The organism is Roseburia yibonii, assembly GCF_014297335.1.
Lineage (GTDB): Bacteria > Bacillota > Clostridia > Lachnospirales > Lachnospiraceae > Roseburia_D > Roseburia_D yibonii.
In genome coordinates this window covers 155,886-170,875 of the sequence record NZ_JACOQH010000003.1, presented here as the reverse complement: position 1 = coordinate 170,875, position 14,990 = coordinate 155,886, and the positions used below count along the sequence as shown (strand labels likewise).

11 protein-coding genes are annotated in these 14,990 nt (G+C 49.8%); 8 read left to right on the top strand and 3 right to left on the bottom strand.

Annotated elements, in window-relative coordinates:
• The first annotated feature begins 2 nt into the window (after window positions 1-2).
• A complete protein-coding gene (locus tag H8Z76_RS05695; protein ID WP_186981917.1) occupies window positions 3-1,778 on the top strand; it encodes an ABC transporter ATP-binding protein in 1,776 nt (591 codons plus the stop codon).
• A complete protein-coding gene (locus H8Z76_RS05690; protein ID WP_186981916.1) occupies window positions 1,768-3,477 on the top strand; it encodes an ABC transporter ATP-binding protein in 1,710 nt (569 codons plus the stop codon). The genes H8Z76_RS05695 and H8Z76_RS05690 overlap by 11 nt, the downstream gene beginning before the upstream one ends.
• Window positions 3,478-3,600: 123 nt before the next feature.
• Here H8Z76_RS05690 and H8Z76_RS05685 read toward each other — a convergent pair whose 3' ends face one another.
• Window positions 3,601-5,895 carry an LTA synthase family protein gene (locus H8Z76_RS05685; RefSeq protein ID WP_186981915.1) on the bottom strand — a complete coding sequence of 765 codons (2,295 nt, stop codon included), beginning with the start codon at window positions 5,893-5,895 and terminating at the stop codon, window positions 3,601-3,603.
• A 409-nt stretch (window positions 5,896-6,304) separates the two neighbouring features.
• Here H8Z76_RS05685 and H8Z76_RS05680 point away from each other — a divergent pair, with 409 nt between their 5' ends.
• Together H8Z76_RS05680 and H8Z76_RS05675 are read left to right on the top strand one after the other, a co-directional pair.
• Window positions 6,305-7,033, top strand: coding sequence for an ABC transporter ATP-binding protein (locus H8Z76_RS05680; RefSeq protein ID WP_022515468.1), 729 nt, complete (start codon window positions 6,305-6,307; stop codon window positions 7,031-7,033).
• Window positions 7,034-7,066: 33 nt separating this feature from the next.
• Window positions 7,067-7,984 (top strand): SufB/SufD family protein, encoded by a 918-nt coding sequence (locus H8Z76_RS05675; RefSeq protein WP_022515467.1) that lies wholly within the window; start codon window positions 7,067-7,069, stop codon window positions 7,982-7,984.
• A gap of 63 nt (window positions 7,985-8,047) precedes the next feature.
• On the opposite strand, the gene H8Z76_RS05670 is transcribed toward H8Z76_RS05675, so the two are convergent.
• Window positions 8,048-9,385 carry an MATE family efflux transporter gene (locus tag H8Z76_RS05670; RefSeq protein ID WP_186981914.1) on the bottom strand — a complete coding sequence of 446 codons (1,338 nt, stop codon included), beginning with the start codon at window positions 9,383-9,385 and terminating at the stop codon, window positions 8,048-8,050.
• Between the two features lie 15 nt (window positions 9,386-9,400).
• Window positions 9,401-9,718 (bottom strand): metal-sensing transcriptional repressor, encoded by a 318-nt coding sequence (locus H8Z76_RS05665; RefSeq protein ID WP_186981913.1) that lies wholly within the window; start codon window positions 9,716-9,718, stop codon window positions 9,401-9,403.
• Between the two features lie 153 nt (window positions 9,719-9,871).
• Here H8Z76_RS05665 and H8Z76_RS05660 point away from each other — a divergent pair, with 153 nt between their 5' ends.
• From H8Z76_RS05660 to H8Z76_RS05645, 4 genes are all read left to right on the top strand, one after another.
• Window positions 9,872-10,729, top strand: coding sequence for an EamA family transporter (locus H8Z76_RS05660; RefSeq protein ID WP_186981912.1), 858 nt, complete (start codon window positions 9,872-9,874; stop codon window positions 10,727-10,729).
• 33 nt (window positions 10,730-10,762) lie between these two features.
• Entirely contained in the window at window positions 10,763-13,060 is a 2,298-nt protein-coding gene (locus H8Z76_RS05655; RefSeq protein WP_186981911.1) for a glycoside hydrolase family 31 protein, read from the top strand.
• Window positions 13,061-13,084: 24 nt separating this feature from the next.
• On the top strand, window positions 13,085-14,386 hold the full coding sequence (locus tag H8Z76_RS05650; RefSeq protein ID WP_186981910.1) for a patatin-like phospholipase family protein: 1,302 nt from the start codon (window positions 13,085-13,087) through the stop codon (window positions 14,384-14,386).
• Between the two features lie 63 nt (window positions 14,387-14,449).
• Window positions 14,450-14,920, top strand: coding sequence for a hypothetical protein (locus tag H8Z76_RS05645; protein WP_022515461.1), 471 nt, complete (start codon window positions 14,450-14,452; stop codon window positions 14,918-14,920).
• Window positions 14,921-14,990: the final 70 nt, after the last annotated feature.

Below are 14,990 nucleotides of genomic sequence, written 5' to 3'. Positions count from 1 at the left end.
AAATGAAACCGGAAAAGAAAAAAAGAGTGGCATTGCTCTTACACTGGGCGGGAAAAAACAGGATCTGGCTGTTTTTAGCCGTGTTTTTATCGTTTATCAGCGGACTTTGTACGATGGTGCCATACCTTGGGATCTATCGGCTGATGAATGCGGTATTTTCGCACAGCTGTACCAAAGAGCTCATCATGCGCGAGGCGGTCATGATCGCGGTGGCAGTGATCCTCCGCTTTGCGCTCTTCGGGCTTTCGGGCGTTGCCTCACACAAGGGCGCTTACGGCGCACTGTATAAGGTGCGGTGCATGGTTGCCGAGCATATGGCAAAGGTTCCGCTCGGGGCATTAAACGAGCGGAGTACCGGAGACATCAAGACCGTATTAAACGAGGACATAGAGAAGCTGGAGCTGTTTTTGGCGCACAGTCTGCCGGATCTGGTCTGCTATCTCGTAGGACCGGTCGTGATCTTTCTATATCTGATGAGTGTCAATGTGCCGCTCGCATTTATCTCGCTGATCCCGCTTGTGGCGGCGGTGGCTGTCATGGGGATCATGTTTCGCAACACCGATGAACTGATGGAGCGCGCAAACCATTCGATCACCTCGTTAAATTCGGTGATGATCGAATATATGAACGGCATGAAACTGATCAAAGCCTACGATATGGGCAGTGCGTCCTTCTGCAAATTTTCGGGTGCGGTGAATGAAGAAAATGCGGTCTGGAATGAGACTTCAAAGCGTATGGGGCCGCCGTTTGCGGCGTTTCTCGTGATCATCGAATGCGGTATGCTTTTTATGGTGCCGTTTGGCGGTATGTTTTTTTCAAAAGGTTCGATTACGGCGGGCGCGTTTTTGCTGTTTGTCTATGTCGGATCGATGTATCTGACCGAGATCCGGCCGCTGCAGGAGCTTGGCACAAATTTTGCGAATGTCTTAAATGCGGTGACAAAAACAGCGGAGATCTTAAATATTCCGGTCTATGAGGGCGGACTGGATTTTCCGAAAGAGCATGACATTGAGTTAAAGGATGTGTGCTTTTCCTATGAACCGGAGAGTGGAAAGCCGGAGGTACTAAGCCACTGCAACCTGAAGATCAAAGACGGGGAATGTGTTGTGCTTGTCGGGCGCTCCGGAGCCGGAAAAAGTACGGTTGTGGAGCTGATCTCCCGCTTTTATGATGTGCAGGGCGGAGCAGTTTTGATCGGCGGAAAAAATGTGAAAGAATTAAACTATGAACAGATCTTGCAAAATGTGGCGGTCGTCTTTCAGAAGACGTTTTTAACCAGGGAGAGCGTACTGGAAAATATCCGTATGGGCAGTGACGCGAGCCTGGCCGAGGTGCGCGCGGCGGCAAAGGAAGCCCAGATCGATGACTTTATCATGTCGCTTCCGGATGGCTATGATACGAAGGTGGGAAGCTTCGGTTCCCGGTTTTCGGGCGGAGAAAAGCAACGCATCGCGATCGCACGCGCCATCTTAAAAAACGCGCCGATTCTGATCTTGGATGAGGCGACCAGTGCGTCAGACCCGGAAAATCAGATGGAGATCGACCGGGCGATCCGAAATCTCTGCCGTGGAAAGACGGTCATTGTGGTCGCGCACCGGTTGAGCGCACTGAAAATGTGTGACCGCGTGGCGGTCGTCGAAGACCACACGATAAGCTGTGTCGGCACACATGACGAGGTAAGGGCGAACAATGCCTATTACCGCAAAGCGTGGGAAGATTATGAGACGGCGCGTAATATCACTTATCAGCGAAAAGGAGGAGACCGGGATGACAGATAAGAACGTGTTTAAAAAAAACAGAAATTTTTATATCGGGATCGCGGGAACTATGGTCGAAGGACTGCTTTCCGGCAGCCTGTTCCTGCTGCTTTATACAGTCATGCGGCTTTTGTGGAGCGGAACATTTGATCTTTCCCGGGCACTTAAAGTCACGGGACTTATCGCAGTGATCTTTTTCTTCCGCATCGTGATCTACAGCTTTGGCTATACCAGGGCGCAGATCGGAGGGGCGGCGGTCAGCAGGCAGATCCGTCTGTTTCTCGGTGATAAGATAAAGCGAATCCCGCTCTCCCGTTTTTCCAAAGGGCAGACCGGGGAGTATATCTCGGTGCTCACCAGTGATGTCAACAATTATGAAAAGATACTGACGCACAAGATTGGTGATCTGGCAAAGAATATTTCGCTCTCGCTCATGCTGATCGGTTTCGTGATGACGCTCTATGTTCCTGCGGGGCTTATCCTGCTTGCGGCGGATCTGCTGCTGATCCCGGCACTTTATCTGTCTTTTTACATGGTGCGCAAATATGGAAATGAGAAAAATGACATCTGTGCGGAAAATGTCAGCAGTATTGTGGAATATATTTCCGGGATCCAGACTTTCCGTGCATATGGGATCGGTGGAACCAAAAATAAAACGGTGACAAAGGCGATGAAGGATTTCTGCGACATCAGTTTCCTCTACGAGGCAAAGGTGCTGCCGATCGGGGCTGTCTGCGGGATCCTGATCTGGCTTGCCTGCCCGCTTATCATTTGGCTCGCATACACACCGTGGGCGGCGGGAACGTTAGATACGATATCCTATCTTCTGATCTGTATGCTTCCGATCTTCTGCGCAAAGATGGCAAACGCGATCTTTGTGGATCTGACCGGATATAAGAATCTGATGATCTCAAAGGGAAAGATAAAGAACGTGGCGGAAGAACCGGAGGAGACCGGTAGCAGGAAGCCGTTCCAGCCGGGGACGCATGAGATCACGTTCGATCATGTGGCATTTTCCTATGTGCCGGGAGAGCCGGTGCTTACGGATGTTTCCTTTACCGCGCCGGATCAGAAGCTTACGGCGATCGTCGGGGATTCCGGTTCCGGCAAATCCACGATCTTAAATCTGATCGCAAAATTCTACGAGGCAGGAGGCGGCACGATCCGGATCGGAGGCGAGTCCATTCTGTCTGCTGCGGCGGAACAGGTGCTCACCGGGATCTCAATGGTCGATCAGGAAGTCTTTCTGTTTGATGATACGGTGCGGGAAAATATCCGGCATGCCAGACCGGAGGCGACGGACGCGGAGATCGAAGCTGCGTGCAGGGCGGCAAATTGTGACGGTTTTATCCGTAAGATGGAAAAGGGCTATGACACGCCGGTCGGGGAAAACGGAAATCTGCTCTCCGGCGGGGAAAGACAGCGGCTTTCCATTGCGCGGGCGATCTTAAAGGACAGTCCGATCCTGCTTTTGGATGAAGCGACGGCTTCCCTTGATATTGAAAATGAGCTTGCGGTAAAACAGGCGATTGCAAATCTCTTAGCGCAGAAAAAGACGGTGGTCATGATCGCGCATACGCTGTCGATCGTAAAAAACGCGGATCAGATCCTGGTCGTATCGGAAGGCAGGATCGCGGAAGCCGGTACGCATGCGGAGCTGTTAGAAAAGAACGGCAAGTACGCGGCGATGTGGAACGCCGAGCAGAAAGCGCTCGGTTAAACAGTTTTTCATGCAGAAAGAGGCTGATATACGTCTTTGGGGAGACGTGTTCGTGTATTTGCTGCAGGACAATAAAAACGGGAATGTGAAATCTTTCACATTCCCGTTTGCTTTCGTATTCGCTTACTGTATTGCCGGTGCTGCCGCATCCGGGGTAACATCCGGTGTAGTGCTGTCTGAAGTCGCAGCGTCCGATGCTGTACCGTCCGGTGTCGCAACATCCGGTGTGGTACCGTCTGTGGTTTCGGCATCCGGTGTCATGCCATCGGTGTTATCTGCAGAGGAAGTATCCTCCGTTTCCGTCTCGGTCGTCTCCTCGGTATCTTCCGCGTTTGGATCAACATAAGTGATCTCATTGGAGCTGCGGAACACGGTATTGCTCGAGCCCATCTGATTTACCTGGATCGTGTCACCGTCAGAAATACTGTCGGCGGAGATGCGCAGCAGAGAACTTGAGATAAATGCCGTACTTACCTTTTCTCCGTTAATAAATACCTTACTCCACGGTGTGAAGTTGGAACCGCTGATGCAGATATCACCGGAGCTGTTGATCCAGGTGCGGTTTACTGAAACATCATCAATTCCCATCACAAGGTCTGTGGCAGGATATTTATCCTCGCCGCCGTAGCAGTAGCGGTCTCCGTAAAGAATGTCGTACTGCAGGTTCTCAAGACCGTCGCGGTAAGTGTCTGTTCCGGTAAGTCCCTGATCTAACTGGCTCTGTGTATAGGTAAACATGGTTCCTTCATGAATGCCCGCCTGGTTGGTGATGTTTGCGAGAAGCTGATAAGCAGTGATATCAGCGTCCTGCTTTGGCATACCGAAGTTATTCCAGATCGCGTATTTGGTCTTGAAGATGTCGCCGGACTTCATATCGGAATCCTCCAAGCCCATGGTCGGCAGATGATCGCCGAACAGTACGAGGATCGTTTTCTCATCGCGTTTGGAGAGCATGTCGGTCAGGTTTCCGATGAATTTATCTACTTCATGAATCTCGTTTACATAATATTCCCACTGATTGTTTGCTTCCTGTGTGTCAGCACCGGAAACGGTGATCTCAGGATCTGCAATGATCTTTTCGGTCGGGTAGTCGCCATGTCCCTGTACGGTGATCGTATAGACGAGATCCGCCTGATCCGGGGTGGCATCCATGGCCTTTTTGGTTTCATTGATCAGGATATTGTCGGTCGGCCAGTCACCGAGCGGTGTGTATTCCTGAATGTTCATCATTTCCTTGCTGGTAAAAGTATCAAAGCCCATCATGGAAAAGGCGTTGGCACGGCTGTAAAAGTTACCGCCGTTGTTGTGGACAACGTGTGTGCCGTAGCCGATCGAAGAAAGATCGGACGCGATGCTCTCGCAGTCAGTCTCTTTTAAAATCGTTTTATAAGGATATTCTCCGGTTCCAAAATACTGCATGCTCATACCGGTCAGAACTTCAAACTCGGTGTTTGCGGTTCCGGCGCCGACGACAGGAACGGTCAGATAACCGGAAGAATAGTTCTCATACAGATTCCGGAAATTCGGGATCGGATCTTCGGACAGCTGTAAGAAATTGACTTCCGTCGGATCGCAGAAAGACTCAAGCAGTACCACAACGATATTCGGCTGGTCATCGGAAGCAACGGTCGTCTCTCCCGCGTTTGCGGAAGAAGCAGTCAGCGTGTCAATGGTCTCTTCCTTGTAATCGTCCGGTTTGGTCATACCACGGCCGACAACGCTTGAAGAAAATCCGTATACAAAACCGTAGTTTTCATAGCCCTGCGCGATATTGGAAAAATAAGAAGCAAGGATGTTGGAATCCTGTGCAGCCTTGGTTGTGATCGGAAGCATAAATAAAAGTCCGACTACAAAAAGCGGGGCGAAAATACGGTGGTTATTGCCCTGGAACTTCGGACCGTGTACGCCAAGCCAGATGCAAATGGCAAAGAAAATCGCAACGATCGTCACAACGGTGATCGCCTCTGTCGCGGTAAAGTAGTTAGTGTTCTGCATGGCGAACAGATCGGAAAGGCATTTCAAGTCCGTGTAACCAAACGGTGTAACACGTTTGGAAAGAATGCATCCGTTGATCGTGCCGAGAAACAGCCAGAAACCGCTGATCAGTACACGGAACAGTGCTCTGTGCTTGAACAGGTAGACAAGTGACAGCGAAACAAAGATGATGAATGCATTGTAGAAATAAGCCAGTGTGTGTCCGCCTACAAAGCTGCATGCAGAGAAAAACGAACGTCTGGAAATGCATTCGATCACGAAGCACAGCAGACAGGATAAAATCCCATGAAAAAGAATCGAATAGCGGTTCATGAAAGCAACTGCCTTCACGACACGAGCGTTAGGTTCTCTCTTTGCACGCTTTTCCTGCAGAGTTTGTCTGAAATTCTGTAATTTAGAAAAAAAAGCCTTCAGTGTGCGCATATGAAACAATCCTCCCTTAGTGTTTGTATATGCAAAAATTAAAATTTCGTATTGAAAAAGTGCGAGCCATCAAACTCGCATATGAAAGAATAAAACTTCTTGTGGTAAAAATCAATCGTAAAGTTGGATAAAAATATTTTACTTTTCCTTTAAATTTATTTCAAAATGTATAAAAAATGTAAAATAAAAATAAAAAAGGCGTAAAAAACAGCGGCATGTGTATGAGTATAACATGGTTTTCTTAAGAAAAATGGAAGAATGTGTGAAAAATAGGTGAAAAAACAGAAGGAAAGTGATCCCTATAATATAAGGAAGAAACAGCAAAAGAATTGGCAAACGAAAGAAATTGTGATATTCTCTATATACAAGTGACCGGAACAGATTCCGGATAAACAGATGAGGGATGAACATGTTAGAATTAAAAGACGTTTGTTTTCAGGTAAATGAAGACGCAAAAGATAAAGAGATATTAAAAAATATCAATCTGAAACTGGATGACCGTTTTGTGGCGATCACCGGACCGAACGGAGGAGGTAAGTCCACACTGGCGCGTGTGATCGCCGGGATCGTGCGGCCGACCAGCGGAAAGATCTATCTGGACGGCGTGGATATCACCGATTATTCCATTACAGAGCGCGCAAAAGCAGGGATCAGCTTCGCGTTTCAGCAGCCGGTACGCTTTAAGGGGCTGACCGTCAAGGATCTGATCACGCTCGCCTCAGGTAAGGACATTTCCGTGGCAGAGGCCTGTTCTTATCTGTCCGAGGTGGGATTGTGTGCCAAGGACTACATTGACCGTGAAGTGAATGCGAGCCTTTCTGGCGGAGAGTTAAAGCGTATTGAGATCGCGATGGTGATCGCGCGCGGAACAAAGCTGTCTATTTTTGACGAGCCGGAGGCGGGGATCGATCTGTGGAGCTTCCAGAATCTGATCCAGGTATTCGAGCATATGCATGAAAAGATCAACGGCTCGATCCTTATCATTTCCCATCAGGAGCGCATCTTAAACATTGCGGACAGAATCGTGCTGATCGCGGACGGGGAAGTGCGAAAGGTCGGAACGAAAGAGGAAGTGCTTCCGGAGCTGCTTAAAACATCGGAGGCGTGCAGCACGCTGATGGATAAGATCGCGCGTTAGTGTGAGAGAAAAAAGAACGGACAGGTGAAAAAGATGGATAAGATAGAGAAAAATTTATTAGAGGAGATCGCGGATATCCATGAAGTGCCGGAAGGCGCGTATAATATCCGGGCAAACGGAAAACTGGAGAGCCGCAATACGACAGCGAATATCGATATCGTGACCAAGAAGGACAAGCCGGGCATTGACATCATCATCAAGCCGGGAACGGTGAATGAGAGTGTCCACATTCCGGTCATTTTAAGTGAAAGCGGATTAAAGGATCTTGTATACAACGATTTTTATATCGGGGAAGGCGCAGATGTTACGATCGTGGCGGGCTGCGGGATCCACAACTGCGGAGATCAGGCGTCCGAGCATGACGGCATCCACACCTTCTATATTGAAAAGGACGCAAAGGTACGCTATATCGAAAAGCATTACGGTGAGGGGGATGGAAAGGGCGACCGCATCTTAAATCCGACCACTGTTGTGCATATCGCGGAAGGCGGTTATATGGAGATGGAGACCGTGCAGATCAAGGGCGTAAGTTCCACCGTGCGTACGACCGAGGCGGATCTTTCAGACGGAGCATCCTTAGTGATCCATGAAAAGATCATGACACACGGAGAGCAGACGGCGGAGACGAATTTCACCGTGGATCTAAACGGCGTGGATTCGAGCGCGAACGTAATCTCACGTTCGGTTGCAAAAGAGCATTCCAAGCAGGTATTCAATTCACATATCAATGGAAATAACAAATGTTACGGACATACGGAATGTGACGCGATCATCATGGATGCCGGCAGAGTGGAAGCGATCCCGTCTCTGGCAGCAAACCATATTGACGCGAGCCTGATCCATGAGGCTGCGATCGGAAAGATCGCGGGAGATCAGCTGATCAAGCTGATGACGCTCGGACTGACGGAGAAGGAAGCCGAGGAGCAGATCGTAAACGGATTCTTAAAATAAAAACCGGCTTCACCAAACCGGTGAAGCCGCAGGAATGCGCAGATGGACGAAAGAGCTTTTCGCCTAGTCTGCGCGTTTTTCTTTTAAGATCGGAGTACGGCAGATTTGGATGAGCAGCGGAACGACCATGATAAACCAGGATACAGGTTCCGCAAGGATCACGCCGCGGTAGCCGAGTAGCGGGACAAAGATCAGGGCAAAGACGACTTTTCCGACCAGCTCGAGGCTGCTTGAGACGAGCGGAGTGATGTGGTCGCCGATTCCCTGCATGGCATTTCTGATCACGCAGATCAAAGCTGTCACAAAGTAAAAGAGCGTATCGAATCTGAGGTAGGCGACAGCATTTTTTATCACGACGGGGTTGCTGCTTCCGGTCACGAGGTAAATGAGATCCGGGGCGAAAAGCCAGGTCACGACGATAACGCCAAGGCACCAGATCCAGCTGTAGAGGACGGACTTTTTGATGCCTTCCTTGATGCGGCGGATCTCTCCGGCACCCAGATTCTGTCCGCAGAAAGTAGCCATTGTGGTACCGAATACGCTAAAGATCAGCATGAAAAGCTCGGAGATCTTTCTTGCCGCAGTGTGGGCAACGATGATATCGGTGCCGAGGGTGTTGATCGAGGTCTGCAAAGCAACGGTTCCGAGGTTTACGAGGGAACTCATAAATCCCATGGAAAGGCCGCAGCTGAGCAGATCTTTCGTCAGCTCACCGGAGATCCCATGAAAATCCTCCCGGTGCAGGCGCAGGATCTCGTAGCGTTTTATCATATAGAAAAAGCACGCGAGCATGGCGATGAGCTGGGAGATCACGGTTGCGACCGCGGCGCCCCGGACGCCCATGGCGAGCGGAAAAATGCACAGCAGATCTAAAAAAATGTTGAGGACAACAGATACCGCAAGGAAGATAAGCGGTGTGATGGAATCCCCGATCGCACGCAGCAGGGCGGAACAGACATTGTAGAGCATGGAAATGATAAGCCCTGCAAAAATGATCGAGATATAATTGCCGGAGAGGTCGATGACATCCGCAGGCGTGTTTAACAGCATAAGCAGCGGGTGCAGGAAGATCAGGGCAGCTGCGGTGATAAAAATGGCAATGGCGCATCCAAGTGATAGGGAGGCTGCGACACAGCGTTTTAAGCCCTTAAAATCCTGCGCGCCGAAGAACTGCGCGGCGATGACGGCAAAACCGTTGGTGAGTCCCTGTAAAAAGCCGATCAAAAGACTGCTCAGTGAACTGGTGGCACCCACAGCGGCGAGCGCGCTTTCACCGAGCGCGGAACCGACGATACGGGTATCAACGAGACTGTAGGTGAGCTGTAAAATACATCCGATCAGAACCGGAATCGCAAACGCGAAAAGAAGTTTGGTGATATTTCCCTTTGTCAGATCTTTCATCTTTCTATCCCTGCCTTATTTTACAAATTTGTTGATCGCTTCATCCAGGTCGTCCAAAACCTTCTGGTCACCGGTCTCAAGCGCGTCCACGACGCAGTGCCTGATATGGTCTTCCAGAATGATCTTTCCGATGTTGTTGATCGCGGAACGGACAGCGGCGATCTGGATCAGGACCTCGCTGCAGTCCCTGCCGTCCTCGATCATGGCCTTGATGGATTCCATATGCCCGATCGCGCGGGACATACGGTTTAAAACGGCCCTGGTATTTTCATGGTGGTGCGGATGCCCGTCCGCATGGGAATGCGGGTGTTCGTGTGTATGTTCCTCTGACATGGCAGGTTCCTCCTTTTTCTTTCGTATGACACGGTTATTCTGTGCAAATGGTAGCACATTTTTGCGAAAAAACCAATAAGAAATTGATTTCTTCGCGCGGTCATGTATATAATAAGTTTGTAAAAAAACAAGAGAAAAAGAAGGTATGTATCTATGTGGCTTACATATGCGTTTGGTTCTGCTTTTCTTGCGGGAATTACGGCAATTTTGGCGAAGGTTGGAATGGGAAAGACCGACTCGTCTCTGGCGACGGCAATCCGCACGATCGTGGTGGTGATCTTTTCCTGGCTCATGGTATTTTTAGTGGGTTCCCAGAATACGATCACGCAGATCGGGGCAAAATCATTGCTCTTTTTGGTGTTATCGGGACTTGCGACCGGGGCGTCGTGGCTCTGCTATTTCAGGGCGCTGCAGCTCGGTGATGTAAATAAGGTAACGCCGATCGATAAATCGAGCACGGTGCTTACGATGATCCTTGCGGTGATCATCCTGCATGAGGCACTGACAAGAAAGATGATCCTTGCGATGGTGCTCATTTTAGCCGGAACATTTCTTATGATCACAAAAAAAGAATCCACGGGAAAGAGTAAGAGCAAAAGCTGGTTTTTGTATGCGGTATTATCAGCGGTGTTCGCGAGCCTCACATCGATCCTTGCAAAGATCGGCATCACGGGCGTGGAGTCAAATCTCGGTACGGCGATTCGAACCTGCGTGGTACTTGTCATGGCATGGGTGGTCGTCTTTGTGACACACAAGCAGAATCAGTTTTCACAGATCACCTTTAAAAACGGTATTTTCATCTGCCTGTCCGGTATCGCAACCGGAGCATCGTGGATCTGCTACTACCGGGCACTGCAGCAGGGACCGGCAAGCATCATTGTGCCGATCGACAAATTGAGCATTGTTGTGACAGTCATTTTTTCCTCGGTATTTCTGCGGGAACATCTGTCGCCGAAAGCGTTTTTCGGACTGCTTGCGATCGTGGGTGGAACAATGCTTCTCATCTTATAATAATATAGAAGAAAACGAACAGGAGGATTTCGTATGTTTGGAAAAATAACAGATTATACACTGGAAGGTCAGAAACTGGTGATCCGCTTTGAGGAGCGCGAAGGCGTCATCGAGGCGGTGACCGATGAGATCATCAACGTGTTTAGTGGGTTTGAGACAAAAGAGCACCGCTCGAAAGCGATCGAGGGTGAAAAGCGAAAGAAAGTGAAGGCTCTGGTTTCGCGTGATGACGCCGGTATCGTCTTCACGACCGCAAAACTGGAGGTTCACATTGCGGATGGATTTAAAGTAGACATTTATGACGCGGATGGAAATCTGCTCTGCGCGGACTACCGTGGAAAGCGTGAATACACAAAGCAGGTCAGTGAGGAATTTTTGAAGCTGATCCGTGCGGAGGGACATGATGTCGTGGACGGGGACGGACTCGACTATAAGATCCAGATCGTAAAGAAAATGCAGGGAGACGAGAAATTCTACGGCCTTGGTGACAAACCGGGATTCTTGGATAAAAGACATTATGATTACGAGATGTGGAACTCGGATCTGCCGCAGGCGCATACCGACGCGTTTAAGGCGCTTTACAAATCGGTGCCGTTTTTTATCACACTGCGTGATACCTGCGTTTACGGACTGTTTTTTGACAATACCTTCAAGTCCTTCTTTAATATGGCAAAGGAAAGTGAGAACTATTGCTTTTTCGGTGCAAATGCCGGAAATCTCGATTACTACTTTATCGGCGGCGATACCATGCGCGGGGTAATAGAAAATTATACCTATCTGACCGGACGCACGCCTCTGCCGCAGCTCTGGACGCTCGGCTATCATCAGTCGCGCTGGGGATATGAGACGAAGGAGGAGATTCTGGATATCGCGAAAAAGTACCGTGAATACGGGATTCCGTGCGATACGATCCATTTTGATATTGACTATATGGATGGCTACCGTGTCTTTACCTGGGATGAGAAAAACTTCGGAAAACCGGGTGAGGTGATAGGGCAGATCGCGGAGATGGGATTTAAGACGGTGACGATCATCGATCCGGGTGTGAAGTTAGACCCTGGTTACGCAAAATATGACGAGGGGATCGCAGGCGACTATTTCGCAAAGACACCGGAAGGGGAAGTCTATGTGAATGCGGTCTGGCCGGGAGACGCGGTCTATCCGGATTTCGGCAAACCGGCGGTGCGCGCCTGGTGGGCGGACAACCAGAAATATCTGGTCGACCTTGGAGTGCGTGGTGTCTGGAATGATATGAATGAACCGGCAAGCTTTAACGGTGAACTGCCGCAGGATGTGGTATTTACCGATGAGGACCGCGAGATCACGCATGCGGAAATGCACAATATCTATGGACATCTGATGTCAAAGGCAACGTACGAAGGATTAAAGAAATGGGATCAGAAAAGACCGTTTGTGATCACACGCGCGTGCTATGCCGGATCCCAGAAATATACGACATTCTGGACCGGGGACAACCAGAGTCTCTGGGCGCATTTGCAGATGGCGATCCCGCAGCTGTGCAACATGGGATTGAGCGGATTGGCTTTCGTCGGAACCGATGTCGGAGGATTCGGCGCGGATACGACCGGTGAACTTTTAGCGCGCTGGGTGCAGGTCGGATGTTTCTCACCGCTGTTCCGTAACCACTGCGCGAAAGGCAATATTAATCAGGAGCCGTGGCTGTTTGGTGATGAAGTGCGTGAAATCTATAAAAAATATGTGGAACTGCGCTACCGCCTGCTTCCGTATCTCTATGATCTGTTCCGCGAGGAGGAGCAGACCGGAATGCCGGTGATGAGACCTCTGGTACTCCACTATGAAAAAGATCCGGAAACCTTTACAAAAAACGATGAATTTCTGTTTGGTGAAAGGATACTTGTAGCGCCGGTGACGGAACAGGGGGCGCACAAAAAGATGGTTTACCTGCCTGAGGGAGAATGGTATGATTATGATACCAGAGAAAAAATTTCCGGTGGAAAGTACTTCTTAAAAGAGGCACCGCTTTCCGTCTGCCCGATCTATGTGAAGGCGGGAACGGTTCTGCCGAATTATGAGCCGATGCATTATATCGGGGAGAAGGAACTGGATACCCTGGTGCTTGATGTTTATCCGGGCGATGGAAGTTATGTAAACTATCAGGACAATGGAGAGGATTTTGCTTACCGTGATGGCGCGTATAATCTGTACCGCTTTACGCAAAGCGGCGGGAAGCTTACGATCGAACTGATCCATGACGGCTATGAGAAAAAGTACCGTCAGTTTGTGATCCGTTCCGGCGGACGGGAGCAGACCGTTTCTTTTACCGGAGAAGCGTTAAAGGTAAAACTTTAAACCGGAACAAAAGGGAGGAGTTCTATGAAAAGAGCGATTGTACTTGCGGGTGGCGGAACCAAGGGTTCCTATGAGGTCGGTGTCTGGCGCGCGCTCAACGAGCTCGGGATCGATTATCAGATCGTGACCGGGACTTCGATCGGATCGATCAACGGCGTGTTCATGGCTTCCGGCGAATACGAACGGGCGTATACCCTCTGGGATACGATCCGCATGGAAAATATGATGGAGGATGGCATCAACCTGACGGAGACGTTAGAGGGGATGCTGGAGCAAAAGGATGCCATCCGCCCGTTTTTAAAGAAATACATGAAAAACAAAGGCGCGGATATCTCTCCGTTCAACGCTTTTATCGAGACGATGGTGGATGAGGAAAAACTGCGGCAGTCTGAGATTGATTTCGGACTGGTCACGACACAGTTTCCGTCGTTAAAGGGCGTGGAACTGGAAAAGCGGGAGATCCCGCAGGGGATGCTAAAGGATTATCTGCTGGCGTCATCCGCGATCTTTCCGCTTTTCCCGATGCATAAGATCGGAGAGGAGACCTATCTGGACGGCTGCTATTACGACAATCTCCCGATCGATTTTGCGATACGGCTGGGGGCGGAGGAAGTGATCGCTGTCGATTTGAGGACGGAGCCGGTGCATCCAAACTATGCAAAGCGCCCGTACGTCACTTATATCCGGCCGACGCGTTCCCTCGGAACCATGATGAATTTTGACCACGGTCTGCTCATGGACAATATGGAGATGGGCTATCAGGATGCCATGAAAAAGTTCGGCAGGTACGGGGGCTTCCTCTATACATTTTCCGATACGGATCTTTCCGGCTGGGAAAAAGAGATCAACTCGTTTACAAGATGGATCGCGAAGGCGGAAGCGGTATTTTCCGGGAACCGTTTTCCGAAAATTGCCGGGATGACGGATGTCGGCACGGTGTTTGCGCAGTTGGAGGCGTATACCGATGGAAAATTCCCGGAGAAAAAGGATTATTACCTCCGGGCGGCGGAGATCGCAGCAGAGATTTTTTCCGTGGATGTAAAAAAGACCTGGCAGTTTGGTGAATTTCTGCAGGCAGTCGGACAGTGTGTTCTGCCGGAGGATGCGTGTGCGGACGCGAAGATCTTTGAGACAAAGAGCAGACGCACACTGATCACCAGGCTTGTGGAGTGGAAGCGCAGGGAGGAGAGCGCGTATGTGACTTCCTGCATTTATCACGCAATGCGGCTTGGGATGGCGGCAGACACCGAAAAGATCGGTCTTCTGACCATATTTCCGAGGGAGCTGATCGCGGCGCTGTTTTTGTATGTGCGAAACGAAGCGTAAGAGAGAAACCGGACAGCCGCGTCCTGCATATAGTATAAAGAAGTTAAAAGCAGGAGCGAAGTTATGGATCCTAATATGGAAAATTATTTCCGTATGCAGCAGTCCGGTGGATATAAAATCCCATTTTATATGGCATATCCCATGCAGGATGTCTATTTGAGCGAGATCGAGTATGAGAGAGACAGAGAACGCTTAAAAGAGATGTATCCGAAAGAAGCGAAGCGCATTCAGAGGGTAGTGGAAGAAGAATGCGACAAGATGGAATATGACGGGAGCCTGATGTTTGATGAATATCCGGACCGGGTCATGGTGCAGAAACTGTGTGATGATATTTACAATAAGGTCTACGACAACACCACAGCGGAAGTAGAGACGGAACAATACAGAGATCGCAGGCCGGGAGGAGGCTTTCCGCCACCACCGCCACCGCCGCCGCGCAGGGACCGGGGTGGACGCGATCTGATCGAAATCCTCTTATTTGATGAGATGTTCCGCCGCCGCTGCCGTCACAACCGGTGCCGCAGATTTTGGTAATTGCCCCAAGAAAGACTTGTGGTTTTAACCGAAACGAATTACAATATAGCTATCGTGCTTTCGATAGCTA